20 protein-coding genes are annotated in these 24,001 nt (G+C 65.0%); 9 read left to right on the top strand and 11 right to left on the bottom strand.

Features of this window, described 5'->3' with window-relative positions:
* Positions 1-13: 13 nt before the first annotated feature.
* From G3I74_RS07530 to G3I74_RS07520, 3 genes are all read right to left on the bottom strand, one after another.
* Complete coding sequence (locus G3I74_RS07530; protein ID WP_164210974.1) at positions 14-970, bottom strand: class I SAM-dependent methyltransferase; 957 nt, start codon at positions 968-970, stop codon at positions 14-16.
* Between the two features lie 152 nt (positions 971-1,122).
* Positions 1,123-3,771, bottom strand: a complete 2,649-nt coding sequence (locus G3I74_RS07525) for a TonB-dependent receptor (RefSeq protein ID WP_164210973.1) — start codon at positions 3,769-3,771, stop codon at positions 1,123-1,125.
* Between the two features lie 252 nt (positions 3,772-4,023).
* Positions 4,024-5,769 (bottom strand): phosphoenolpyruvate carboxykinase (GTP), encoded by a 1,746-nt coding sequence (locus G3I74_RS07520; RefSeq protein WP_164210972.1) that lies wholly within the window; start codon positions 5,767-5,769, stop codon positions 4,024-4,026.
* A gap of 207 nt (positions 5,770-5,976) precedes the next feature.
* Here G3I74_RS07520 and G3I74_RS07515 point away from each other — a divergent pair, with 207 nt between their 5' ends.
* Positions 5,977-8,007 (top strand): alpha/beta hydrolase family protein, encoded by a 2,031-nt coding sequence (locus tag G3I74_RS07515; protein WP_164210971.1) that lies wholly within the window; start codon positions 5,977-5,979, stop codon positions 8,005-8,007.
* A 303-nt stretch (positions 8,008-8,310) separates the two neighbouring features.
* On the opposite strand, the gene G3I74_RS07510 is transcribed toward G3I74_RS07515, so the two are convergent.
* Positions 8,311-11,217, bottom strand: coding sequence for a TonB-dependent receptor domain-containing protein (locus G3I74_RS07510; protein WP_164210970.1), 2,907 nt, complete (start codon positions 11,215-11,217; stop codon positions 8,311-8,313).
* A gap of 99 nt (positions 11,218-11,316) precedes the next feature.
* On the bottom strand, positions 11,317-12,603 hold the full coding sequence (locus tag G3I74_RS07505) for a 6-phosphofructokinase (protein ID WP_164210969.1): 1,287 nt from the start codon (positions 12,601-12,603) through the stop codon (positions 11,317-11,319).
* Between the two features lie 142 nt (positions 12,604-12,745).
* On the opposite strand from G3I74_RS07505, the gene G3I74_RS07500 reads away from it, so the two are divergent.
* Entirely contained in the window at positions 12,746-13,306 is a 561-nt protein-coding gene (locus G3I74_RS07500) for an adenylate kinase (protein WP_164210968.1), read from the top strand.
* Here G3I74_RS07500 and G3I74_RS07495 read toward each other — a convergent pair.
* Positions 13,275-13,562: a sulfurtransferase TusA family protein gene (locus G3I74_RS07495; RefSeq protein WP_164211199.1), complete on the bottom strand. Its 288-nt coding sequence runs from the start codon at positions 13,560-13,562 to the stop codon at positions 13,275-13,277. The genes G3I74_RS07500 and G3I74_RS07495 overlap by 32 nt on opposite strands.
* Positions 13,563-13,596: 34 nt before the next feature.
* Between G3I74_RS07495 and G3I74_RS07490 the strand changes: the two genes are divergently transcribed.
* Genes G3I74_RS07490 through G3I74_RS07480 form a run of 3 tightly spaced genes read left to right on the top strand, consistent with a single transcriptional unit; the run spans position 13,597 to position 16,033 of the window.
* Positions 13,597-14,094, top strand: coding sequence for a hypothetical protein (locus G3I74_RS07490; protein ID WP_164210967.1), 498 nt, complete (start codon positions 13,597-13,599; stop codon positions 14,092-14,094).
* Entirely contained in the window at positions 14,091-15,443 is a 1,353-nt protein-coding gene (mpl, locus tag G3I74_RS07485; RefSeq protein ID WP_164210966.1) for a UDP-N-acetylmuramate:L-alanyl-gamma-D-glutamyl-meso-diaminopimelate ligase, read from the top strand. Before G3I74_RS07490 ends, mpl begins: the two co-directional genes overlap by 4 nt.
* Positions 15,440-16,033, top strand: a complete 594-nt coding sequence (locus tag G3I74_RS07480; protein ID WP_164210965.1) for an LON peptidase substrate-binding domain-containing protein — start codon at positions 15,440-15,442, stop codon at positions 16,031-16,033. Before mpl ends, G3I74_RS07480 begins: the two co-directional genes overlap by 4 nt.
* Here the strand turns inward: G3I74_RS07480 and G3I74_RS07475 are convergent.
* Positions 15,954-18,002 carry a VTT domain-containing protein gene (locus G3I74_RS07475; protein WP_164210964.1) on the bottom strand — a complete coding sequence of 683 codons (2,049 nt, stop codon included), beginning with the start codon at positions 18,000-18,002 and terminating at the stop codon, positions 15,954-15,956. The genes G3I74_RS07480 and G3I74_RS07475 overlap by 80 nt on opposite strands.
* A gap of 94 nt (positions 18,003-18,096) precedes the next feature.
* Here G3I74_RS07475 and G3I74_RS07470 point away from each other — a divergent pair, with 94 nt between their 5' ends.
* The gene (locus G3I74_RS07470) at positions 18,097-18,918 is read left to right on the top strand and encodes an SDR family oxidoreductase (protein ID WP_164210963.1); all 822 of its coding nucleotides are present in this window, start codon (positions 18,097-18,099) and stop codon (positions 18,916-18,918) included.
* A 22-nt stretch (positions 18,919-18,940) separates the two neighbouring features.
* On the opposite strand, the gene G3I74_RS07465 is transcribed toward G3I74_RS07470, so the two are convergent.
* The 4 genes from G3I74_RS07465 to tsaD are packed head-to-tail and all read right to left on the bottom strand — an operon-like array spanning position 18,941 to position 21,457.
* Positions 18,941-19,495: a hydrolase gene (locus G3I74_RS07465; RefSeq protein ID WP_164210962.1), complete on the bottom strand. Its 555-nt coding sequence runs from the start codon at positions 19,493-19,495 to the stop codon at positions 18,941-18,943.
* Between the two features lie 35 nt (positions 19,496-19,530).
* Positions 19,531-20,052: a 2-amino-4-hydroxy-6-hydroxymethyldihydropteridine diphosphokinase gene (gene folK, locus G3I74_RS07460; protein ID WP_338063081.1), complete on the bottom strand. Its 522-nt coding sequence runs from the start codon at positions 20,050-20,052 to the stop codon at positions 19,531-19,533.
* 5 nt (positions 20,053-20,057) lie between these two features.
* Entirely contained in the window at positions 20,058-20,420 is a 363-nt protein-coding gene (folB, locus tag G3I74_RS07455) for a dihydroneopterin aldolase (RefSeq protein WP_164210960.1), read from the bottom strand.
* A 23-nt stretch (positions 20,421-20,443) separates the two neighbouring features.
* Positions 20,444-21,457 (bottom strand): tRNA (adenosine(37)-N6)-threonylcarbamoyltransferase complex transferase subunit TsaD, encoded by a 1,014-nt coding sequence (gene tsaD, locus G3I74_RS07450; RefSeq protein ID WP_164210959.1) that lies wholly within the window; start codon positions 21,455-21,457, stop codon positions 20,444-20,446.
* A 61-nt stretch (positions 21,458-21,518) separates the two neighbouring features.
* Here tsaD and rpsU point away from each other — a divergent pair, with 61 nt between their 5' ends.
* From rpsU to dnaG, 3 genes are read left to right on the top strand one after another with little or no spacing between them, the layout of a single operon-like run.
* On the top strand, positions 21,519-21,734 hold the full coding sequence (gene rpsU, locus G3I74_RS07445; RefSeq protein WP_164210958.1) for a 30S ribosomal protein S21: 216 nt from the start codon (positions 21,519-21,521) through the stop codon (positions 21,732-21,734).
* Between the two features lie 60 nt (positions 21,735-21,794).
* Positions 21,795-22,241 carry a GatB/YqeY domain-containing protein gene (locus tag G3I74_RS07440; protein ID WP_164210957.1) on the top strand — a complete coding sequence of 149 codons (447 nt, stop codon included), beginning with the start codon at positions 21,795-21,797 and terminating at the stop codon, positions 22,239-22,241.
* Between the two features lie 26 nt (positions 22,242-22,267).
* A complete protein-coding gene (gene dnaG / locus G3I74_RS07435; RefSeq protein ID WP_164210956.1) occupies positions 22,268-23,998 on the top strand; it encodes a DNA primase in 1,731 nt (576 codons plus the stop codon).
* Positions 23,999-24,001: the final 3 nt, after the last annotated feature.

Raw genomic sequence — 24,001 nt, 5'->3', positions numbered from 1 at the left:
CAGCGAGCCCGCCTCAGGCCGGCTTGTCCCAGACCAGACTGCGGCCCATGAGGTGTTCGCCGGCATAGACCAGCGCCCGAGCGAAACGCGGCACCAGCCCGGCGCGCTCGAAAGGCGCATGCCAGGCCGGGTCTTCGGCAATGCGACGATTGACCTTGAGCATATCGTCCAGGCGCGCCCGACCGGCCCGCAGCTGATCGGCGTATTGGGCCACGGCGTCAGCCTGCTGGCGCATCATCGCCGGCGGCAGCTGCAAAAGACCGGCAACCGCCTGACCCACCTGCTGAACCAGCGGCGATCGGCTGGCCGCATCGCGTCCCGCCTGCAGCGCGCGCAGGGCCTGCTGGCCGGCGCGGGCGAATTCGCGGTCGCCGAGCTGGCCGCGCCCCCAGGATCGCATCAGCTTCAGCAGTCGACTTTGTTCCAGCGCGTCGTAGGCGGCCAGCTCGTCGCGCATGGTCTGCATCATAGCCGAATCGGCTTCGTGGCTGACGATGGCCAGCACGCCGCCGGGACGGAGCACACGGGCAACCTGGACGGCGGCCGCTTGCAGGTCGCAGTACTCGATACCGTACTGGCTGCAGACCAGGTCGAAGGACTCGTCTTCAAAGGGGAGCGACTCAACCGGGGTTGCACCCATAAACCGGATGGTCTGCAGCAGCGCTCGCTGGCTGGAAGAAAGGCCGGACACCCGATCCGGCCGCGGACGGGCTGCGTCAACGGCGGTGATGTCCAGCCGATGCGCGTGCTGCTCGGCCCATTCAGCGGCCAGCAGGGCGATCGGACCGTTGCCGGTGCACAGATCCAGCAGTTGGCTCGAAGGCGAGGTTTCGGCGAAGCGCTCGTGCCAGAACGCGGCAACCTCACCATCGTAGTTGCCGGCAAAGTCCTGCGGCAGGGAGGTCAGCGCGCCGCCGGCCCAGTATCGGGACCATTGCGAAAAACCGTCTGCTCGGAGATTTTTTTTCATCGGACGTGGTGCGGTAGCGGAAGACTCTGGCTGTCTTGCTCAATCGCGTCAGCCGGTCAACAACCGGTGCTTTTTTCAGCGGGCAGAAAAAACCTGGCCCGGAAGTCCGGGCCAGGTGATGGTGCAACAGAAATTTCCAGGCCGTAAGCGGCTTAGAAGTTCTGGGTGTAGCGCAGGTAGGTGATGCGGCCGTAGCCGTTGTAGAGTTCGAAGTCAAAACCTCGACCCTGACCTGGATCCAACACGGGATCCTTGTCGACCAGGTTGTCCACACCCAGGGTGATGCGACCGTTCCAGGGCGTGAAGTAACTGGCCTGAACATCGTGCGTCACCCAGGACGGCAGGCTATCCAGGTTCGGCGACTCGGCAGAATCCTGCGGACCGATGTAGTTGATGTTCCAGGCGAAGTTGAAATCACCCCAGGCATGAGAGTTGGCCCACACGGCGCGCCACTCGGGCAGACCGGCTTCCCCGGCAACGTTGGAGCCGTTGTCGATTTCCTGCGTCATCAGATAAGACGCATTGATCTCCGAGGTAAGCGTGCCGAACTCGCCAAAGTCCCAGTTGGTCCGGACCGACGCGTCAATCCCGTCGGTTTCGATCGTCCCCAGGCTGGCAAAACCGCGCTGCAGGAAGGTGATCTGACCATTCTCACCGAACTGGGCGCCCAGCCCAAGGTCGGCGTCCGGACCGGACGAGCCGGCGGGGAAGCTAGCCAGCCCCGGCGGGCAGTTGGTCGTGGTGCCTTCCAGGCAGTTGATGATCTGCTGGGCGCCAATACCGGCCACGCGATCGGTGATTTCAATGCTCCAGTAGTCCAGAGTGGCCGTCAGCCAGTTGGTCGGCTCGAACACCGCACCGAAACTGAACTGCTCGGACTGCTCGGCGCCCAGGTCCGGGTTGGCGATCACGAAGCCGTTGACCTGAATGGCTTCGGTGAGATCCTCGTTGCCGAAGTTCTCAGCCGTGGGCGCGTGGACCACGCTGTCGGCGGAGAAAGACGGCTGCAGCGACAGCAGGTCCAGCGGCGGCGCGCGGAAGCCTTCGCCGTAGGAGGCGCGGAAACCGACCGTGTCCAGCGGATCCCAGCGCAGCGAGACCTTGGGCGAGAAGTTGGTGCCGAAGTCGGAGTAGTCATCGTAGCGACCGGCCAGCGAGACTTCCAGATCTTCCAGCACCGGGAACAGCAGTTCGCCGTAGACCGCCCACTGATCGCGATCACCAAAGGCCGAGTTGCCCGACGAACCGGTGATGTTGCCGTTGGCCTGCAGGTCATCGAAGATGTCCTTGTAGTCCTCGTCGCGGTATTCGGCGCCGAAGGCGAAGCCGGCCGGGCCGTTGGCCATCTCGAACAGGTCACCGGTGATCAGGCCGCGGTACTCGCGCGAGACGAAGCGGGCGTCGCGGTTGATGGTCGCGGTGAACGACTGCAGCACGTCCTGCGGATTGCCGAACGGGTCGTAGATGTTGTAGGCCCCGCTGTCGAACTGCGGCTGGGCCAGCGCGGAAACCACGTAGTTGCGGCCCAGCTCGTAGTACTGCGACTCGACCCGGCGGGCGCCGAACTCGACGTCGTACTCGCCCACCCGGCCGGTCATGAAAATATCCAGATCGTAGACCGACGCGTCGGTGTTCGTATCACGCGGGCCGTTCGCGGCAAAGCGGTGGGTCAACAGCAGGGTATCGTCGGCGTATTCCTGGTAGTCCTGCCAGTTGGGGTTCAGCCCGCCCTGGTCCGGCGGGGTCGCGGGATGGTTGGGCAGGCCCGAATCAAGCACGATAGCGCCAAAGCCGCCGACCAGCCAGGGCGAAGACGGCACCGGCGCGTAGCGGCCGAAGCTCTTGACCCGGGTCACGCCGGAGTTTAGGTGCAGGGACCAGTCCGGATTGATGTCGTAGCTGCCGCGCAGGAAGATCGACTGGTTCTCGATCTCGGCCTCGTCAGCGGCCTGCAGGGTGAAGTCGTAGAAGCACCGCTCGCCCGAAACGACAAAACCCTCACCCTGACAACCCGGCACGTTGGCCGACCCAAACTCAGGATGATCAAGGAACCCGAAACCCGAGGTCAGGAAGTTGTTCGAGAAAATGGAATTGCCGCCTCGCGACCATTCGCGATCGCGCTGGAAGATGATGTCGCGCTTGTTGTTCGACACGCCGGCGAGGATGCGGCCGTCGGCACCCGACACACCCATAATTGCCGAAGCTTCGCGGGTTTCACCGCCCTTGCGCTTGGGATCGGAGGCGCCGATCATCAGTTCGGCACCGGTGAAGTCCTGGCGGGTGATGATGTTGACCACCCCGCCGATGGCGTCGGAACCGTAAATGGCCGAAGCCCCGTCGGACAGGATTTCGATCCGTTCAACAGCGGCCAGCGGAATGGCGTTCAAGTCCTGGCCCGAGCCCACGTTCGGGGCGGTCGGGGCGCGGCGGCCATCGATCAGCACCAGGGTACGGCCCTCGCCCAGGGCGCGCAGCGAAACGCCGCCGAACGACTGAGCGGTGCTGCCGGACTGCGGGCGGAAGGATCCACCGGAGTTGATCGGCTGGTTGCGGAGCAGGTCGGCGACCGAGGTCTTGCCGGAAAATTCGATCGACGCGCGGTCGATGATCTGGACCGGCACGGCACCGTCGAGGTCGTCGCGCACGATGCGCGAACCGGTGACAACGATGCGGTCCTCAGTCATTTCTTCGCCCTGGTCCTGGGCGAGAACCGGTGCGGCGGTCATTGCCAGCCCGGCGACCACACCCGCCCCGAGGGCTGAGTGAATTGCCGTGGCAAGGGGTTTGCGGTTGTGCTTCATCAGACTCTCCAAATGTGTCTTTGTGATTTCTGTTTAATAAGAATGTCGCTCGATACACGTATCGACAGCTAGTGCCTGAGCCGGAACAACGGTTGATTGAGCGGAAAAAACGCGCCCTTTCTGCGGGTCACCGCTCCAGCCTGCCGGCGATACTAGCACCATCTAAGATGCATGAAAAGCCCTTTGTTAAACTTTATTAAAGACCGGCTGAACCTTTTTTGAAAGCATAACGCATTGACTTATAAGGCCTGATCAGCCCAATGCCGCGCTCGCGCGCGCCAGCTGGCGGTGCAGTTCGGCGGGGACCCGGGGCTCGAAATCCTGGAAAAAGGCGGCCATTTCGGTCAGCTCCTTACGCCAACCGTCGGCGTCGAAATCCAGCAGCGTGGCCATGTCCGGGCGCTCTTCCAGCCCGGTCAGGTCGATGGCCTCAAGCTCGGGCAGGTAACCGACCGGGGTCTCGACCACGCTGCCCTCGCCGCGGCAGCGCGCCAGGATCCATTCGAGCACGCGCAGATTGTCGCCGAAACCGGGCCAGATAAAGCGCCCCTGCTCGTCGCGCCGAAACCAGTTGACCTGGAAAATCGCCGGTGTCTGTTCAAGCCGTTTGCCCACCTCCAGCCAGTGCTGCCAGTAGTCGCCGAAGTGGTAGCCGGCGAACGGTTTCATGGCCATGGGATCGCGCCGCACCACGCCGACCTGCCCGGCCGCGGCAGCCGTGGTTTCGGAGGCCATCGCGGCGCCGATCAGCACGCCGTGCTGCCAATCGCGGGCCTGCAGCACCAGTGGTGCCAGCTGGGCGCGCCGGCCGCCGAAGATGATGGCATCGATGGGTACACCGGCCGGATTCTCGGCCTGGCTGGAATAGCTCGGGCAGGACTTGATCGAGGCGGTAAAGCGCGAGTTTGGATGGGCGGCCGGGCCGTTTCTGGGGTCGTAGTCGCGGCCGCGCCAGTCGCGCGCCGGCACCCGCTCGTCCAGCCCCTCCCACCACGGCTGGTTGTCGTCGGTGACGGCGACGTTGGTAAAGATCGCGCCCTCGTTGAGCATGTCCAGGGCGTTGGGGTTGGTGGCCTCGCTGGTGCCCGGGGCGACGCCGAACAGGCCCGCTTCCGGGTTGATGGCATACAGGCGACCGTCATCGCCGGGGTGGAGCCAGCAGATGTCGTCGCCCAGGGTCCAGACCTTCCAGCCGGCTTCGCGATACGGCTCGGGCGGAATCAGCATGGCCATGTTGGTCTTGCCGCAGGCCGACGGAAAGGCCGCGGCCACGTAGCGAACCTCGCCGGCCGGATTCTCGATCCCGACGATGAGCATGTGCTCGGCCAGCCAGCCCTCGCTGCGGGCCTGGTAGCTGGCGATGCGCAGCGCATGGCACTTCTTGCCCAGCAGGGCGTTGCCGCCGTAGCCGGAGCCGAAGCTCTGGATGCTGAGCTCCTCGGGAAAATGCATGATGTAGCGCCGGTCGGGATCGAGGTCGCCGGTGGAATGCAGCCCTTTGACGAAGCTGCCGTCGCGCTCGATGCGCGCCAGCGCCTCGCTGCCCATGCGCGTCATCAGGCGCATGTTGACGACCACGTAGGGGCTGTCGGTGATCTCCACCCCACAGCGCGAGAACGGCGAGTCGATCGGGCCCATGCAGTAGGGCACCACGTACAGCGTGCGGCCTTCCATGCAGCCGGCAAACAGACCGTTCATCAGCGCATGGGCCTCGTCCGGCGCCATCCAGTGGTTGTTGGGCCCGGCGTCGGCGCGCTCTTGAGTACAGACGTAGGTCAAGTGCTCGACCCGGGCGACGTCGTTGGGATCGGAGCGATGCAGATAGCAGTTGGGATGGGTTTTCTCGTTGAGCCGAACCAGGTCGCCGGAATCGAGCATGAGATCGATCAGGCGACGGTTTTCGGCGTCGGAACCGTCGCACCAGTGGACTTGATGCGCTTTGGTGTGGGCAGCCACCTGGGCAACCCATTCATTGAGGGAGGCAAGCCGGGAAGTCATGAAACACACTCGTTTGGATTTAAAAACCGGATCGGATGTTCGGCAACCAAAGGCTAGCCGCTTCGGCGGGCGCTTGCAATGATTCCGCAGCGGCCCTTTGCCTGGACTGGCCCGAAACCGTCACCAACGGCACTGTCGCAGCCTGCAACTTTCGACTACGCTTGCATAATATTATGACCTGAACTGAACCCTTCCGGAGACCGAGCCATGATCAGATCCCTCTTTTCCACCGTTGCCTGGGGCGGGCTTTTTACGCTGATGCCCGCATTCGCTCAGGCCGATCCCATCCCGATCGAGAGCTTCGCCAAGGTGCCCGAGATCCAGTCGGTCTCCATGAGCGCCGACGGCAAGAACCTGGTCGCGCTGATCGCCGCGCCCGGATCGGACAACGAAGACACCGCCCTGGCGACCTGGGACCTCAACGACCTGGAGCGGGGACCGGTGATCACGCCGTCGGGCGACCGGATGAAATTCATCGGCGCCAATGCGCTGAAAGCCGACCGCCTGCTGGTGTTCGGACGCCAGGAGTGGACCGGCCGTCTCGGCGGCTGCGGCGAAGGCCGCGCGACCGGCGCCGAGGCCACTTTTGTGGTCAAACCGTACCTGACCGACGTCGAGCACAGCGACTTCAACGAAGCCTTTGCCGACAACACCCGGCGCATCGGCGTCAGCAAGGATACCCAGCGCTGCCTTGAAATCGCCGGCAGCGCTTCGCTGGTGAACAGCTTACCGCTGGATCCGGAAAACGTGATCATCAGCCAACTCAACAGCTTGACCTTCGAGTCCAACTTTTACCTCTACAACGTCAGAACAGGGGATACGGAAATGCTGCTCAGCGCCGGCGGACGGGCGACCCCGGGGCTGTTCAATCCGAGAAACGGCGAGTTGCTGACCCGAACCCAGATCGAGCCAGACGGCAACAACGAATTCCAGCAGCACGTGCTCATCCGCGACCCCGACAGCGGTGAGTTCGAGATCCACGAACCGCTGAGCCGGCCCTTGAGCGAGCGCTACACGGTCAACATCACCGGCATGGATGAGGAGACCGGCAAGTTTTACGTGTTGAACGACCTGTTCTCCGACCGGGTCGAGGCCTGGATGTACGATCCGGCCACGCGCGAGTTCGACGACGAGCCGCTGGTCGCCCACCCCGAGTTCAACATCGGCAGCATCATCCTCGGCAACCAGCCGAGCAACTTCAACCAGATCCTGGGTTTCACGATTGCCGGTGGCCGCTTCGAGACCGTCTACACCGACCCGCAGATGGCCGGAATCCAGCAGGGGCTGGAGAACGCCTTTCAGGGCCAGAATGTATCCATCGACGGCTACAACGACGATATGTCGCGCGTTCTGTTCACCACAAGCAGCCATCGCCACCCCGCCACGTATCACCTGCTGATCGACCGTCAGCAGGTGATGACCCTGGGCAACCAGCGGCCCTGGATCGATCCCGACCAGATCGGAGAACAGCGCTGGGTCACCTATGAAGCCCGCGACGGCCTGAAGATTCCCGCCATTCTCGACCTGCCGGCCGGCTGGAGCGAGGAAGACGGACCCCTCCCGACCGTGATCAATCCGCACGGCGGGCCCTGGGCACGTGACGCCATGGGCTGGGATGCGTCCGGCTGGGTGCCCTTCCTGACCTCCAGGGGCTATGCGGTTTTGAGACCGCAGTACCGGGGTTCGGCCGGACTCGGCCGGGAGCTGTGGCTGGCCGGCGACAACCAGTGGGGCCTGGCCATGCAGGACGACAAGGACGACGGCGCGGCATGGCTGGTCGAGCAGGGCATTGCCGACCCGGAGCGGATCGCCATGTTCGGCTACTCCTACGGCGGCTTTGCCGCGGTGGCCGCCACCGTGCGCGAAAACAGCCCGTACCAGTGCGCCATCGCCGGCGCGCCGGTGGCCGACCTGAGCCGGCTCGGCAACACCTGGAGCGACAATCGGCTGCAGCGCATCCTGCAGGGCCGCACGGTCAGCGGCCTGGACCCGATGCGGGTCACCGAGCAGGCCAATATCCCGATCCTGCTGTATGTCGGTGACCGCGACGTGCGCACGCCGTCCTGGCACGCCAGCAACTTCCACAGCGGCGTGCGCGACAAGGTGAGCTCTGAGCTGGTGATCATCGAGGACATGCCCCACAGCCTGCCCTGGTACCCCCGCCACCATCGCGAAACGCTTTCCTTGATCGAACGCTACCTGGCCAGCGATTGCGGCTTGAAGAACGCCAGCAGCTAGCCCGAGCGCAAGCGCGACCCGGCGCAAAGGCCCGCCCCTCTGGCGGGCCTTTTTTATGCTGGCTTGAAAGACGGCAGGCGCTCGCGGCAGCGTTGTCTAACTTGACGCCCGGCTTGATGCCCGAAGTAACGAGCTGAAGCGCAGACCAGGCAACCGATTTCCACCCCCCTGCCCACTTCCCGATTCGGTTTTCCTGCACGCTTGAAAGCGCCAGGTCACGACGCTTCGCGCCATGCCTGGCGCGCCATAAAAAAGAGCGGCGCCCAGGGCGCCGCTCCAGAGGTGTTGCTTTCGTTGTGCTTGTTAGAACCGATAGTTCAGGCGAACAAAGCCGGTGCGTCCGCGCAGATCGTACTGGGTCGCGTTGAGCGCGATGTTGCCCCGACGCGTTGCAGCCCCGGTAGAAACCGTTGGCGGATCCTCGTCAAGCAGGTTGGTGATCCCGGCCAGAACGCTCCAGCGGGCCTGCTCGTAGAACACCGAGATGCTGTGGTAGAGACGATCGTCGGCGACCGCATTCCGCTGCGCGTTCGGGAAGTCGAAGTAGGTGAACTCGGTTGAGACCCGATCGGCGTTGGAGGTGCGGCGCACGTAGTCCAGACCCCAGGTGTAGGTGAAGTCACCGCGCTCGAAGGCAAAACGCCCGTTGGCGACGAACTTCGGCCGGCCGATGGTGGCGTTCAGGTCGTCGGAGTCGAAGCCCGAGGCCAGCGACGGATCAAACAGCTGGACGACGTCTTCGAACACCCAGGTGCCGTTGGCTTCGATCAACAGATCACCGGCAGCAAAACCGCGGTCGTAGCGCACCGAAGCGTCGACACCCTTGGTGGTCTGGCTGTTGACGTTGATGAACGAGTCGCGCACCGTGTCGATCGCCTGTGCGTTGGTCGCCGCATCCGCCGGGAAGCGGTTGAACAGGTCGCAGAAGGCGTTGGGGAAGTTCGGCGCCGCGTAGCAGCCGCCGAGAATTGCACCACCGCCCAGGCGCGAGACCTGGTCGTTGACCTCGATTTCAAAGTAGTCGACGGCAACGCTGACGTCCATGAAGGTCGGGGTGAAGATGAACCCGGCGGTCCTGGCGTCCGAGGTCTCGGATTCCAGCACGCCGGCACCGCCGCCCGACACCACCGTGGCCGAAGACGTACCGCCGGTGAAGTCGCCCGGGATGCCGTCGGCCGCGCAGTTGGTGCGGATGAAGTCGTTGCTGCTGTTCTGCCAGTCGATGCAGGGATCGATCGCGTTCTGGTCAACAAACGCGGTCTGGTCGCCAAGGAACAGTTCATACAGTGCGGGCGCGCGGTAAGACGTGCCCTCGGTGGCGCGCAGCCGCAGGCTGGGGTTGACCTGCCAGTTCAGGCCGACCTTCCAGACCCAGTCCGAACCGGCAGACTCGTAGTCAAACGCGCGGGCCGAGGCATTTAAGGTGATGTATTCGGCAAACGGCACGCCAGCGAGCAGCGGCACTTCGAGTTCGCCGAAGATCTCGGTCACGTTGTCATCGCCCTTGGTCACCAGGGCCGAGGACTGACCCCACAGATCGCCATTTCTGGCCAAGTCGTCGGGCTGGTCGTCGATGCTGAAGTAACGGTACTCGGCGCCAACCGCCAGGCCAGCCGGTCCGGCCGGCAGCTCGAACAGGTCGCCGGTGGCAATAGCGGTGGCGACGAACTGGTCGTACACCGTGTTGCCCTTGGCGGTGTCGCCGACGGCGTTGATCAGCTGGTCCATGTCGTCACCGCTGAGAATACCGGGGCTGAAGTAGTCCACGACCGGGGCGTTGTCGTCAAAGCGAACGTCGCCGGAGCGCGAGGCCACGATGACGTTGTTGACATAGTCGCCTTCCGAGTAGGTGTAGGAAGCGTCAAACGACCAGGACCAGTTATCGCCGAAGGGCAAATCACCCTCCAGGCCGCTGGCCACGTAGAAATAGTCCACGGTGATGTCGGCATTGGACGGATACGGAATCACCGGCTGGGCGATACCTGAGTCGACCGGGGTAACAAAGTCGGGGTTATTCGGATAGACGAACGACGGAATTACCGCGGTCGCCCCGCCGGTCAGCGGAAAGAACTGGCGCCAGCCGCGGGCCTCGGTTTCACGCCGGTTGTACAGCCACTCGGTGTTCCACTGGGTACCGCCGAACAGGTCCAGCGATACGTCGGATGAGCCATACAGGCTGATGCGCTCCTGGCGGTTGATCGCGCTCTCGGAGTAGAAATCGAAGTTGAGCACGTCCTCGTAGAACGCCTGCCCACCGTCGGCATAGGTGCCGTTGGCGCGCGGCCGGTAGCCCGGGATCATGCCAATCGTGACGCCGTCCGGCGCCGGGATATAGCGGTCGCCGAAGATCGCGTCGATGACGGTATTGGCGTACAGGTTGCCGCATCCACCCAGCGGCGTACCAGCCAGAATCGAACGGTCTTCGCGGTCGATGATGTTGCCGTTGCGGTCGGTGATCAGGTCCTGCGAGCAGTTCATGAAGTCGCGATCGGCAGTCATCAGCTCTTCGCGCAGCTGCCATTCACCGGCCACGACCACGCTGCCGCGATCAAAATTCCAGCCGTAGGCGCCGGAGACGGAATAGGTCTCACCGCCGGACTCGAACGGCATGGACGCGCTGACCGTCAACTCCGGGTTGTCAATAGAACGACGGGTAATGACGTTGACCACCCCGGCCACGGCGTCGGAGCCGTAAATCGAAGAAGCCCCGTCTTTCAGAATCTCGGCGCGCTGGATGATCGAGGAGGGAATCACGTTCAGGTCGAACGCGCCCACCTGGCCGCGCGTACCGGCCGGACCCGGGCGGCGGTTGTTGAGCAGCACCAGCGTGCGCTGGGCGCCCAGGCCGCGCAGGGACAGCGAGTTGACCCCGGTACCGCCTTCGACGACGAAGCCGGAGAACTGGTTGTTGAGCTGGGTCGAGCCGGCGGCGATGCTGGAACCCTGCAGGAATTCAGCGGTATCGACCTGGCCAAGCTGGACCTGGGTTTCGGCGGTGACGACCTGGATCGGCGCCGAGGAGGTAAATTCGTCGCGACGCAGCAGTGAGCCGGTCACGGTCACGCGGTCGGTGATTTCTTCAGTGGTTTCCTGCGCCTCTTCCTCTTCGGCTTCTTCCTGGGCCCAGGCCTGGGTGCCGTAAAGACTGGCAGCAATCGCTGCGGCCAGCAGCGAAGTGCGGAAAACGAGGTTCTTGGAACTTTCTGGCATGATGAATATTTCCTGAAGTGTAAGAGTACCCGCCAGCAGTATAAACAATTTTTTACACCAATCCACGTTTTGATTTAATGGATTCTTAATACATTTCCGCTACCGGGGAAGGGCGTCGCCTTGTTCGACGTCAAACTCCGCAAGCTGCGGCGGCACCAGCTCGAGCCCGCAGCGCAGATAGTCCGGCAGACCATCGGTTCCATAGTCCGGATAGGCCTCCCCCCGAATCAGCGGCACCAGGTAACGCCGGCAGGCCTCGGTAATGCCGAAGCCGTCCTCGGTGATGAAATCGTCCGGCATCTTTTTTTCGTGGTTGGCGACCTGATCCAGCGGGACCGGACGGACCCGCCAGCGATAGGGCTGGTCGGACTCGCGCTCGATCCCGGCCAGGATCCCGCTGTGGCCGTCCAGGGCCAGCTCGACCGCCGTGCGCCCAACGGCCAGGGCGTGCTCCAGGTCGGTCTGCGAGGCAAGATGGCGGGCCGAGCGCTGCAGGTAGTCGCTGACCGCCCAGTGATGCTTGTAGCCCAGCCGGTCCTTGACCAGCCCGGCGATGACCGGCGCCACCCCGCCCAGCTGGGCGTGGCCGAAGGCGTCGGTGCTGCCGCTGTCGCTTAAGAATTTGCCGTCAGCGTTGCGCACGCCTTCCGAAACCACGATCGAGCAATAACCATAGGTTTCAACGGCCTGGCGCACGGCGGCCAGAAAGCGCTGCTCGTCGAATGCCACTTCCGGGAACAGGATCAGGTGCGGCGGGTCGCCGTCGCGCCGTTTGACCAGCCCGCCGGCCGCGGCGATCCAGCCGGCGTGGCGGCCCATGACTTCGAGAATGAAGACCTTGGTCGAGGTCGAGGCCATGGACTGCACGTCCAGGCTGGCCTCGAGGATGGACACGGCCACGTACTTGGCCACCGAGCCGAAACCGGGCGAGTTGTCGGTACCCTCCAGGTCGTTGTCAATGGTCTTGGGCACGGCGATGCACTGGACCGGCACCCCCATTAGCTTAGCCATCTGCGAGACCTTCAGCGCCGTGTCGGCCGAGTCGTTGCCGCCGTTGTAGAGAAAGACCCCGATATCATGGGCGCGAAAGACCTCGATCAGGCGCTCGTACTCGCGCCGGTTTTCATCCAGACCCTTGAGCTTGTAGCGGCACGAGCCAAACAGTCCGCCCGGGGTCTGGGCCAGGGCGTGGAGATCGGCAGACGTCAGTTGCGCGGTGTCGATCAGCTCCTCGCGCAGTACGCCGAGGATGCCGTTGTGGCCGGCCAGGACCTGACCGATCTGGTCCGGCCGGGCACGCGCGGCCTCGATGACGCCGGCCGCGCTGGCGTTGATCACCGGGGTCACACCCCCGGACTGGGCGTACAGAATGTTCTTTCGGCTCATGGCTGGCTCGACTGGGGCGCTGGCGGCCGCTCGTGCAAATCGACCTCCAGTCTACAAGCTGGATCGGCCATATTTGACACCCCCGCGCCGCCCGGGTAGCTTTGCGCTCTGGAGCTGACTGAAAAGGCCTTACATCCCCACCATGCGTATCGTTCTTCTTGGACCGCCCGGATCGGGCAAGGGTACTCAGGCTGCGCGCCTGAAAGATCTTCTCAAGGTGCCGCACGTCTCGACCGGCGACCTGCTGCGAGCGGCAGTCAAGGCCGGCACACCGCTGGGCCTTCAGGCCAAGGCGGCGATGGATGCCGGCGAACTGGTATCCGACGAGCTCATGCTCAGCCTGATCGAGGAACGGCTGGGCCAGCCCGACATTGCCAACGGCTACATCCTCGACGGCTACCCGCGCAACCTGGCCCAGGCCGAGGCCCTGGACGCGGTCTTGAGCCGCATCGGGCAGCCGGTGGACAAGGCCCTGGCGCTGACGGTGGACGAAGAACAGATCGTGCAACGCCTGGCCAAGCGCGCCGCCGAGGAAGGTCGCTCGGACGATACCGAAGACGTCGTCCGCAACCGTCTGGCCGTCTACCGCGAGCAAACCGCGCCGGTGACCGGCTACTACGCCGAGCGCGGGCTGCTGGTCGAAGTCGACGGGATGGGCGACATCGACGAAATCAGCCAGCGCCTGCTCGACGCGATCCGCTGACCCGGATCCGGATCGCCAGTTCGCCCGCACGCTCGCGCGCGGCCAGCAGTTCATGCCCCAGCCGTTCGCACAGGATCTGCAGATCGAGCTCGGCCAGGGGATCGGTGGCCAGCACCTCGAGCACTTGTCCGGCGGTCATCGCGTCCAGGCAGCGACGGGCCTGCAGCGCCGGAACCGGGCAGTCCTGGCCGCGCACATCGAGCTGGCGGTCGAACTCTGGATCGGTGTTTGCTGGCGAACCCGGCGGCGTTTTCATGGTCTGGCCCTCGCACCCTGAGCGTTGACGATTGATGTCCATTCTGTTCTCAAGACTGATTCAGATCCTGCTGCTGCGCCTGGGCCCGCAGGATCTGCCGCCGGGCCCCAGCGTCCTGCTGGCGACATTGACGCTCTACCTGGTGACTGCATCCCTGAGCATCAGCCTGGGCGACGGTGCCGGCTCGCCGACGCTGTTGCTGCTGCTGGCGACCGGCCTGCCGATGCTGTTGGTCTGGATTGTACTGAGGCTGAAATCCCGCGTAAGCCGCTGGGAGCAGACCCTGAGTGCGCTGTACGGCACCAGCGCGCTGCTGTCGCTGCTCAGCCTGCCGCTGAACCTGCAGGTCGGCGCCGAGCCCGCGCCGCCGATCGTCCTGCTCAGCCTGGTGATCTTCCTGTGGTCGTTTGCCGTCGACGCGCATATCTGGCGCCACGCGCTCGATACCAGTTTTGCTGCCGGCCTGGCGGTGGCCATGATAATGTTTCTGTTATCTTTTGGCATCATCAGCAGCGTGGCGGGACCGTTGTGAAAATTCATATTCTGGGGATTGGTGGCACCTTCATGGGCGGCCTGGCGGCGCTGGCGCGCGCCGACGGTCATGAAGTCAGCGGCTCAGACGAAAATGTCTATCCGCCGATGAGCACCCAGCTTGAAGCACTGGGCATCGACCTGACCGAGGGCTACGACCCGGCGGTGCTTGAACCGGCGCCCGACCTGGTCCTGATCGGCAATGCCTTAAGCCGCGGCAATCCCTGCATCGAGCACCTGCTCAATCAGCGCCTGCCGTTCGCCTCCGGTCCCGGCTGGCTGGGCGCGAACTACCTCAACGGCCGGCGGGTGCTCGCGGTGGCGGGCACCCACGGCAAGACCACCACCGCCAGCATGCTGGCCTGGATTCTCGACCATGCCGGCCACAAGCCCGGTTTTTTGATCGGCGGCATGCCCAGCAATTTCGGGGTTTCGGCGCGAAGCTCGCAAGACCTGTTCGTGGTCGAGGCCGACGAGTACGACACCGCGTTTTTCGACAAGCGCGCGAAGTTTGTCCACTACCGGCCCGATGTGGCGATCCTGAACAACCTCGAATTCGACCACGCCGACATCTACGCCGACCTCGGCGCCATCCAGCAGCAGTTCCATCACTTCGTCCGTACCATCCCTGGCAACGCCACCCTCGTGGCCAACGGCGACGACAACGCGCTCAAGGGCGTTCTCGACAAGGGCTGCTGGAGCCGGCTGCAGCGCTTTTCGCTTGGCGATGGCGGCGACTGGCAGGTCGAGCTGGCCGAACCGGCCGGTCGCCGGCTCAGCTTCCGCCATCAAAACGAAGCGGTGGCCGAACTGGAATGGACCCAGACCGGACGCCACAACGCCATGAACGCGCTGGCCGCCATCGCTGCGGCCAGCGAGGTCGGCGTTGAGCCCGCCGCGGCTGCCGCGGCACTGACCGAGTTCCAGGGCGTGAAGCGCCGGCTGGAATTTCTGGGCGAGGTCAACGGCGCCCGCGTTTATGATGACTTCGCCCACCATCCCACTGCCATTCGCCTCACCCTGGAAGGTCTGCGCCGCAGCGTCGGCGGGGCGCGCATCCTGGTCGCCCTGGAGCCGGCCAGCAACACCATGCGCGGCGGCCACCACGTCAACGAGTTGGCCCCCGCGCTGATGGCGGCCGATCACGTCTGGTTCAAGACCTCGGAGGCCATGGACTGGGATCCGGGCGAGATTCTGGCCAAGCTCGACGGCCAGGGCCGACCGCGTCGGCAGGTCGCCAACCTGCTCAAGGACTTGCGCGAGGCCGTTCGGCCCGGTGACCACGTGGTGTTCATGAGCAACAAGGACTTCGCCAATGCACCGCACCGGTTCGTCCGGGGGGAAGAATGAGCGAATCGCTGCCGCTGTTTCCGCTGCAGACGGTGCTCTTTCCAGATGCCGTGCTGCCGCTGAGAATTTTCGAGTCCCGCTACATCGACATGGTCCGCGAGTGCATGCGCGAAGGCCACGGATTCGGCGTGGTCGCCCGCTTCCCCGGCGATGAGCAGTCCGGCGCCTGGCATGCACGCATCGGCACCGAGGCGCTGATCAACGACTTCACCACCCTCGAAGACGGCCTGCTGGGCCTGCAGACCCGCGGCCAGCGCCGCTTTTCGATTAGCGCAACGAGTGCGCGCGCCGACGGTTTGCTGATCGGCGAGGTCGAATGGCTGGCCCCGGAACCGGCCCGGCCGGTCGCACCGGAGCACGCGGCCCTGCAGACGCTGATGAGAGAACTGCTGCGCCATGCTGAAGTGGCGAACCAGCTCGACGTCGAACCGGACAACGCCGGCAGCCTGGGCTTCGCCCTGGCCTCCATCCTGCCGCTGGATCTCGGCCAGGCCCAGCAGCTGCTCGAAATCACCGATCCGGCAGCGCGCCTGGACGCGCTGCTGCCGCTGGTGGAGCAGGCGATGGTCGAGCCGGATGCACCAGATTGATCAGTACCGGGCCAACCGCCGGCTGAATCACCTGCCCGGCGGACAGGTCTTCCAGCAGCTCGCGCAGGGCGGCGTCCGAAGCCTCAGGAATCTCGCGCCAGCGTTCCAGCCCGGCCAGGCCCCGTTCCCGCCGAAGCGTGCGGGCCTGGCCCAGCCACAGCGGCGTTCCCTCCAGTCGCGTCCCCGAATCCCACAGCCGCAACAGTAAACGCTGTCCGTCGGCCAGGTCCTGAGCCAGGATGATCCGCTCGGGCAAGCCGGCAAAATCACGCGGGACATGGACCATCTCATCGCGGCCGACACTGTCTGAAGGGGCTGCCAGACGGCGCAGGCTTTGCGCCGGAGAGCCGATGCGGGCTTGGCGCCAGCCGTCCACGGCCAGACGCCTGACAATCTCGTCCAGCGGGCCTGCAAGCTGCAGATCGAAGCGCTTTTTCTCCACCGCACCCAGACGCGACCGCTGGCCGGGCAGCTGGCGCCAGCCGCCCTTGCGCCATTCTTCGACCGACATCTGGCGCTCGGGCTGGCTCAGGCGCGTGGCCTCCAGCAGGTCATCGGCACTGACGCCGACCTCGACCGCCGCGATGGCCACGAAACTGGCGTAGAACATGATCACCAGCCTGAGCGGCCGGGTCCGCATCTGCGCCCGGCGACGATAGCCGATTCCGACCAGCGCCAGCCAGCCCAGGCCCAGGGCAAAGGCGGCGAGCAGCCCGATCAGCGAGGCCCGACCCAGGTAGAAGTGCGCGAAGGCTATCAGCGCCAGCAGCGCCGAGGTAGCGAGATACGGCCACTTGCGGTGACGCGCGCTCAGATCCTTGGCCACCATCACGGCAAAAAACCCGAACACCAGCGTGGTCAACACGAAAGCCCGGTGTGGCACCTCGGCCAGACCGGGCTTGCCTTCGGCCGCCGGCAGCAACAGGCCCATGACCCCGGCAATCGTTTCGGCCAGCAACCAGCCGCCCAGGATCGCCGCCGCCCAGTGCCAGGCCGCATTCGTCCGACCCACCGCCAGCAGCACCAGCGCCGTCAGGCCGGCCAGCAGACCGATGACCGGCAGCTCGCCGGCCAATGAAATGGCAACAAAGACCGGATCGGCAAAATGGCTGCGCAGGCTGGCGGCCAGGCTACCGACCTGCTGCTCCAGGTCCCAGCTCGGCTGGGCCAGCGGCGCGATGATCAGCAGGCTCAACAGGGCGACGATACAACCACCGAGAATCAGCCCCAGTAATGCCACCGACAGCACCTGGCGCCGGCCAGGCTCGAGCAGATCACCGACCAGACGCCCCATCACCGGGTGGCTATTGGTCCAGCGCACCAGGCTTTTCAGCCACCACCCGCTGCGCCGCGCGGTGAAATCGTAGATCAGGCGCGTGATCCAGACCACGAACCAGATGCCGAATACGACAATCAGCAACAGCGCAACCAGCCGCCCGGCGAATTCCGCAGCCAGCCCCAGTGAGGCGCCGAACAACATCCCGGGCAACAGATACAACGGCGCCCACAGGATCCCGGCCGGGACCGCAAAGGCCAGAAACAGCCGGCCGCGCAGGCCCAGCATGCCGGCCAGCAGGGGGACTACCGGTCGAATCGGCCCGATGAAACGGCCGATGAAAACGCTCTTGCCGCCGTGGCGGGCGAACAGCAAGCGCCCACCGGCCAGCAGTTCCGGCCGTTGACGCAAGGGCCAGAGTTCTGGCACCTGGTCGCGAAACCGCCGGCCCAGCCCATAGCTCACCGTATCGCCGGTCATGGCACCCAGGCTGGCCGCCAGCCAGCACCAGGCAAAAAGCATCGGATCAAGGCCGACCGCGGTGCCGACCAGAAACAACAGCACCACGCCGGGGACAACGATCCCAACCACCGCCAGCGACTCCAGCAGCGCGAAGGCGAATGCCGCGCCCACCAACCAGGCCGGGCGTGACTCGATCAGCCCCAGAATACTGCTGACGACACCGTCTTCCATGGGCGGCCGGCTAAGCTGGCTGTCTCATCGCCACACGTGCAGCGGTGGTAGGGCTAGCATAGGCGCAGGTTCCCATCTGCAAAGGATAAAGCTCATGTCCCAGCCGCTGGCCGGCAAGACCCTGTTCATCACCGGCGCCTCGCGCGGCATCGGCAAGGCCATCGGCCTGCGCGCCGCCGCCGACGGCGCCAATGTCGTCATCGCCGCCAAGACCGATCGCAAACACCCCAAGCTGCCCGGCACGATTCACTCGGCGGCCGAAGAAATCGAGGCCGCCGGCGGCCAGGCGCTGGCGATCAGGCTCGATATCCGCGAAGAAGACGCCGTCCACGCGGCCATGGCACAGGTGGCCGAGCACTTCGGCGGCATCGACATCCTGGTCAACAACGCCTCGGCCATCTACCTGGCGCCGACGCCGGAGGTGCCGATGAAGCGCTTTGACCTGATGTTCGGGGTCAACGTGCGCGGCACCTTCTTGTGCTCGCAGGCCGCTCTTCCCTACCTCCAGCAGGCAGACAACCCGCATATCCTCAACCTCTCGCCGCCGCTGAACATGGACCCGAAATGGTTCGCGCCGCACGTGGCCTACACCATGGCCAAGTACGGCATGAGCCAGTGCGTGCTCGGCATGGCCGAAGAGTTCCGGCCCGAGGGGATTGCGGTCAACGCCCTGTGGCCGCGAACGGTCATCGCCACGGCCGCGCTGGCCATGCTGGGCGGGGCTGTGCGACCCGAAAACTGCCGCAAGCCCGAGATCATGGCCGACGCAGCGCACTGGATTCTCAGTCAGCCGGCTGATGAGGTCACCGGCGAGTTCTTCATCGACGAAGACGCGCTGACCCGGGCCGGCATCACCGACTTCGAGGCCTACGCCGTCGAGCCCGGCGAAAAACTGCTGCCCGACCTGTTCCTGTGAGCGCCTGACAGCCCTGCAGGGCTCATTTGAGCAGCCGCGTGACCTCACGGAACCGCGGATGCTCGGCCGAGCTCATCAACTCGAACAGGACCATTTCGACGTTGCTCAGGCAGACCCCGGCCTGGGCCATGCGGCGGAACGCGATCTCGCGATTGAATTCCGATCGCGAGGAGACTGCATCGCAGACCAGGTGCACGGCGTAGTCTTCGCGGCGCAGGGCGGCGGCGGTTTGCCAGACACAAACGTGGGCCTCGATGCCGCACAGCAGCACCTGCCGCCGCCCGGCGGCTTCAATCGCGTCCATCAGCCCGGCATCGCCGCAGCAACCGAAGCTGGACTTGGCCAGCGGCTTGAGGCCGGAGAGCTTGTCAGTCAGCTCGGCTACGGTGGCCCCAAGCTTGTCGGGCAACTGCTCGGCCCAGACCACCGGCAGATCCAGCAGCCGGCAGGCCTCGATCAGGATCTGCTGCTGGCGCAGCATCGCTTCGGACTCGTGCATCAGCCGCGCCAGCTTGCCCTGTACGTCCACGACCAGCAGCAGCGCTTCGTCGATGTGCGGGTGATTGAGGGACTCCATCGTCATCTCCTTGCAGGATGTCTTCAGCGATCAGTCTAGCCTGAAGGCGCCGAGCCCCCCTCTGCGTCGACAGGCCTCAGGCTCCGATCGCCCTGGAACTGGCGCCAGTGCTCGGCGATCGTGCGCCCGGTGACCGGGTGGCGCAGGTCGGGCGCGATGTCGGCCAGGGGCTTGAGCACGTGGGCGTGTTCGAGAATCTCGTCACGCGGCAGGGTCAGGCCATCGAATTGGCCCACTTTCTGTCCGTGCAGCAGGATATCGATATCCAGCGAGCGATCTGAGAACTTCGGCTGGCTGCGATCGCGGCCGTGGGCGTTTTCCAGCGCCGTGAGCCAGGCTTTCAGCCGTCCAACCGGCCAGTCGGTGCAGATCCTGGCAGCGGCATTGAGAAAGTCGGCGCCGTCAAAGCCCACAGCCGGAGAAACGTAGACGGGCGAGGCGTCGATCTCGCCAAACGCTTCGCGCAGCGCCCGGAAGCCTGCGGCGATGTGTCGGCCCGGGTCCCGGTTGCTGCCCAGGCCCAGGTAAACGTCCACCGCGTGTTCCACTGCAATCACCTTGACTACGCTCCGGGCTTGCGGCCGCGCTCGATCAGGATGCCGACCGAGCGCGAACCGCGCACCGCGCCCGGCTTGTCGAGTTTCAATCGCAGCCATTCCACCGGGAACTCTTCAAGGATGATTTCGGCGCAGCGCTCGGCCAGGGTTTCGACCAGGCCGAACTCGGATTGCTCGACGAACCCGATCAGGCGCTTGGCCACGGACTTGTAGTCCAGCGCATCCTCGATGCGATCGGTCTGCGCGGCACGGCGCACATCGGTGTTCATTTCAATATTCAGGCGCACGGTCTGACGAATTTCGCGCTCCCAGTCGAAGATACCGATCACGGTTTCGATGTCGAGATCGGAGATGAAGACGATATCCATGGCGGGCTTGACGGTTTCCGGGTTCAGGGTTCAGGGTTCAGGGGCGCGGACAGCTCGGCCAGCGGCCAGCGCGGGCGGACATTGATCTGGCCGTCGCTGGACCCCTCGTGGCGGCGGTGCCAACCGGCGTGGGCAATCATGGCGCCGTTGTCGGTGCACAAAGCCGGCGGCGGATAGTACACCCGACCGGGCAAGGCGACGTCGAGCGCCGAGCGCAGACGGCGATTGGCGCTGACCCCGCCGGCGATCACCAGCCGTTCCAGGCGTGCCTGCTTCAGCGCCCGGCGGCACTTGATCACCAGGGTTTCGATCACCGCGCGCTCGAAGCCGGCAGCCACGTCGGCATGATCGGCCCGGTCGACCCGCGCCACCAGCTGCCGGGTATGGGTCTTCAGACCGGAAAAGCTGAAGTCCAGGCCCGGCCGGTTGACCATCGGGCGCGGAAACTCGAAGCGCTCGTCATCGCCCTGGTCGGCCAGGCGCGCCACCGCCGGGCCACCCGGAAATCCAAGCCCCAGCAGGCGCGCGGTCTTGTCAAAGGCCTCGCCGGCGGCATCGTCCAGGGTCTCGCCGAGCAGGCGATAGGCGCCAACGGCCCGGACTTCGACCAACATGGTGTGGCCGCCCGAAACCAGCAGAGCCAGGAACGGAAAAGTGAGCGAAGAATCGGCGTCCAGCAGAGGGGAGAGCAGGTGGCCTTCCATGTGATGAACGGCGATGGCCGGCCGACCGAGGGCGGCGGCGAAACCGACCGCGGTCGCCGCTCCAACCAGCAAGGCCCCGGCCAGTCCGGGTCCGGCCGTGTAGGCCACCGCGTCGAGCTCATCGGGTGCCAGACCGGCATCGTCGAGCGCCTGGCGGATCATGCCGGGCAGCTTGCGCACATGGTCACGCGAGGCCAGCTCCGGTACCACGCCACCGTAGGCGGCATGGTCGGTCTGGGTATAGACCCGGTCGGCCACGATCCCGGAGCCGCCACGGTACACGGCCACCCCGGTCTCGTCGCAGGAAGTTTCGATACCCAGAATGCTTTGCACGTCTGCGGGCTTGCGGTTTATAATGGGGAACTCTCCACGTTAGAAATTGGACTGATCCTGAATGCCCAGCGTCAAGGTTAAAGAGAACGAACCGTTTGAATACGCCCTGCGGCGCTTCAAGCGCTCCTGCGAAAAAGCCGGTGTGGTCACCGAAGCCCGCCGTCGCGAATTCTTCGAAAAGCCGACCCAGGAGCGCAAGCGCAAGAAGGCCGCCGCGGTCAAACGCCACCTGCGCAAACTTTCGCGCGAACGCGTGAACCGGCGTCGATTGTACTAGGAAGCCGCCGCTGGTCCGCACCGGCGCCTCGCTCGGTGACGACCCGTCTGCCCGATTGCCATGTCGCTGAAGAACCAGTTGCTCGATGATATCAAGCAGGCCATGCGGGCCGGCGACAAGTCGCGCCTGAGCACCTTGCGCATGGCCAGCGCCGCCGTCAAACAGCGCGAGGTCGACGAGCGCATTGACGCCGACGACGCGGTGGTGCTGGCCGTGATTGAGAAAATGATCAAGCAGCGGCGCGAATCGGCCGAGCAGTACCGAGCCGGCAATCGGCCGGACCTGGCTGAGACCGAAGAGGCCGAAATCGCCTTGCTCGCGCCCTACCTGCCGGAACCGCTATCGCCGTCCGAAATCCACGAACTCATCGACCAGGCCATTGCCGCGACCAACGCCGACGGCATGCAGGCCATGGGCCAGGTCATGGGCCGGCTCAAGCCGCAGCTGCAGGGCCGCGCCGACATGCGCGAAGTCTCCGGCCTGGTGCGCGCTCGGCTGGCCGGCTGAAGACAGTTCCGGTCGGGGGCTGACCGGTGCCCGGCCGTATCCCGGACGATTTCATCGAATCCCTGCTCGAGCGGGTCGACATTGTCGACGTCGTCGGCTCGCGCGTGGCCTTAAAACACGCCGGCCGGGGCGAACACAAGGGTCTGTGCCCGTTCCACGACGAAAAAACCCCGTCGTTTACCGTCAGCAGCGCCAAGCAGTTCTACCACTGCTTCGGCTGCGGCGCCCACGGCACCGCGATCGGCTTTCTGATGGCCCACGACGGGCTGGAGTTTCCGGGTGCGGTGGAGGAACTGGCCCACATCGCCGGCCTGGAAGTCCCCCGCGAGGCCGGGCTGGCTTCCTCGGAGCGCCACGATCGGATCTACGAAGCGCTGGCCGCCGCCCAGCACTGGTTCCGGCAGCAGCTTGGCGGCAGCCGGGCGGCCCGCGAATACCTGAAATCGCGCGGATTCGACAAGGCCACGGTGGATGAATTCGGCATCGGTTACGCGCCAGACCAGTGGCAGGGCCTGAGCGATGCCCTCAGCGGCGACGGTTTCTCCATCGTCGAGCTGGAAAAAGCCGGCCTGGTCACCCGAGGCGAGCATCGCGTGGTCGACAAGTTCCGTGATCGGGTGATGTTTCCCATCCACGACCGCCGCGGTCGCGTCATTGCCTTCGGCGGTCGCGGCCTGGGGGATCGCGGACCGAAATACATGAACTCGCCGGAAACCCCGGTTTTTCACAAGGGGCGCGAACTGTATCGGCTCTACCAGGTCCGCCGCCGCGGATTGCCGGAACGCATCCTGGTGGTGGAGGGCTATATGGATGCCGCCGCGCTGCACCAGTTCGGTTTCGAAGATGCGGTCGCGACTCTGGGCACGTCCGTTACGCGCGATCACCTGGAGCTGCTGTTCAAGGCCACGCCGGTCGTGGTGTTCTGCTTTGACGGCGACCGCGCCGGTCGACAGGCCGCCTGGCGCGGGCTGGAGACCGCCCTGCCCCTGCTCCAGTCCAACCGCGAGATCCGCTTTTTCTTCGTCCCCGAGGGCGAGGATCCCGACAGTCTGGTCCGCGAGCGCGGCGCGGAGCACTTCAGCCAGCTGCTCGACCAGGCTCGACCGCTCTCGGCGGTGTTTTTCGATGAGCTTTGCCGGCAGGTCGACATGAACACGCTCGACGGCCGTGCCCGGCTGGTCGCTCTGGCCCAACCCTACCTGGAGCGACTGCCTGAAGGCCCCTTCGCCGATCTGCTGCGGGGCGAACTCGACCGCCTGAGCGGTCACCAGAGCGCAACCCAGCCGGCCCGCGATCCGATCCGCAGCCGCAGGCCGCCCGAGGCGGGCGAGGAACGTCCGCTGACGCCGATCCAGTACGCTGTGGCCCTGCTGGTGCAGCAACCGGGGCTGGCGCAGAACGAATCGGTGTACCTGTTGGACATCCCGGCAAACATCAAGGGACTGAATTTCTTGCGCGAACTGGTTGACATTTGCGCCCAAAAGCCCCATTTTTCCACGGCTAAGCTTCTTGAGCTATGGCGAGACCGTACAGAAGCACCGTGGCTGGCCCGTCTGGCGGTCCGGCCGGTCTGCAGCGAAGACGAGCAAATGTCGGAAGCGCTGGCGCAGACCATGGTCAGAATTCGTCATCAACAGATACAGGCCCGCGTCCGCGAGCTCCAGGAGGCCCAGCTGGTCGAAGGGGGCCTCGACGCCGGACAAACGGCCGAACTGCGCAAGCTGTTGAGCTTGCGCTCCGAAACTCACCAGGATTGATCG

Source organism: Wenzhouxiangella limi, from assembly GCF_010499265.1.
Lineage (GTDB): Bacteria > Pseudomonadota > Gammaproteobacteria > Xanthomonadales > Wenzhouxiangellaceae > Wenzhouxiangella > Wenzhouxiangella limi.
Note: the sequence above shows the minus strand (reverse complement) of the source record. Positions and strands in the feature narration are given on the sequence as shown.

Excerpts from the sequence above, each read along its gene's own strand:
- G3I74_RS07530 (WP_164210974.1), bottom strand. The coding sequence starts at position 970 with ATGAAAAAAAATCTCCGAGCAGACGGTTTTTCGCAATGGTCCCGATAC.
- G3I74_RS07525 (WP_164210973.1), bottom strand. The coding sequence starts at position 3,771 with ATGAAGCACAACCGCAAACCCCTTGCCACGGCAATTCACTCAGCCCTC.
- G3I74_RS07520 (WP_164210972.1), bottom strand. The coding sequence starts at position 5,769 with ATGACTTCCCGGCTTGCCTCCCTCAATGAATGGGTTGCCCAGGTGGCT.
- G3I74_RS07515 (WP_164210971.1), top strand. The coding sequence starts at position 5,977 with ATGATCAGATCCCTCTTTTCCACCGTTGCCTGGGGCGGGCTTTTTACG.
- G3I74_RS07510 (WP_164210970.1), bottom strand. The coding sequence starts at position 11,217 with ATGCCAGAAAGTTCCAAGAACCTCGTTTTCCGCACTTCGCTGCTGGCC.
- G3I74_RS07505 (WP_164210969.1), bottom strand. The coding sequence starts at position 12,603 with ATGAGCCGAAAGAACATTCTGTACGCCCAGTCCGGGGGTGTGACCCCG.
- G3I74_RS07500 (WP_164210968.1), top strand. The coding sequence starts at position 12,746 with ATGCGTATCGTTCTTCTTGGACCGCCCGGATCGGGCAAGGGTACTCAG.
- G3I74_RS07495 (WP_164211199.1), bottom strand. The coding sequence starts at position 13,562 with ATGAAAACGCCGCCGGGTTCGCCAGCAAACACCGATCCAGAGTTCGAC.
- G3I74_RS07490 (WP_164210967.1), top strand. The coding sequence starts at position 13,597 with ATGTCCATTCTGTTCTCAAGACTGATTCAGATCCTGCTGCTGCGCCTG.
- G3I74_RS07480 (WP_164210965.1), top strand. The coding sequence starts at position 15,440 with ATGAGCGAATCGCTGCCGCTGTTTCCGCTGCAGACGGTGCTCTTTCCA.
- G3I74_RS07475 (WP_164210964.1), bottom strand. The coding sequence starts at position 18,002 with ATGGAAGACGGTGTCGTCAGCAGTATTCTGGGGCTGATCGAGTCACGC.
- G3I74_RS07470 (WP_164210963.1), top strand. The coding sequence starts at position 18,097 with ATGTCCCAGCCGCTGGCCGGCAAGACCCTGTTCATCACCGGCGCCTCG.
- G3I74_RS07465 (WP_164210962.1), bottom strand. The coding sequence starts at position 19,495 with ATGGAGTCCCTCAATCACCCGCACATCGACGAAGCGCTGCTGCTGGTC.
- folB (WP_164210960.1), bottom strand. The coding sequence starts at position 20,420 with ATGGATATCGTCTTCATCTCCGATCTCGACATCGAAACCGTGATCGGT.
- rpsU (WP_164210958.1), top strand. The coding sequence starts at position 21,519 with ATGCCCAGCGTCAAGGTTAAAGAGAACGAACCGTTTGAATACGCCCTG.
- G3I74_RS07440 (WP_164210957.1), top strand. The coding sequence starts at position 21,795 with ATGTCGCTGAAGAACCAGTTGCTCGATGATATCAAGCAGGCCATGCGG.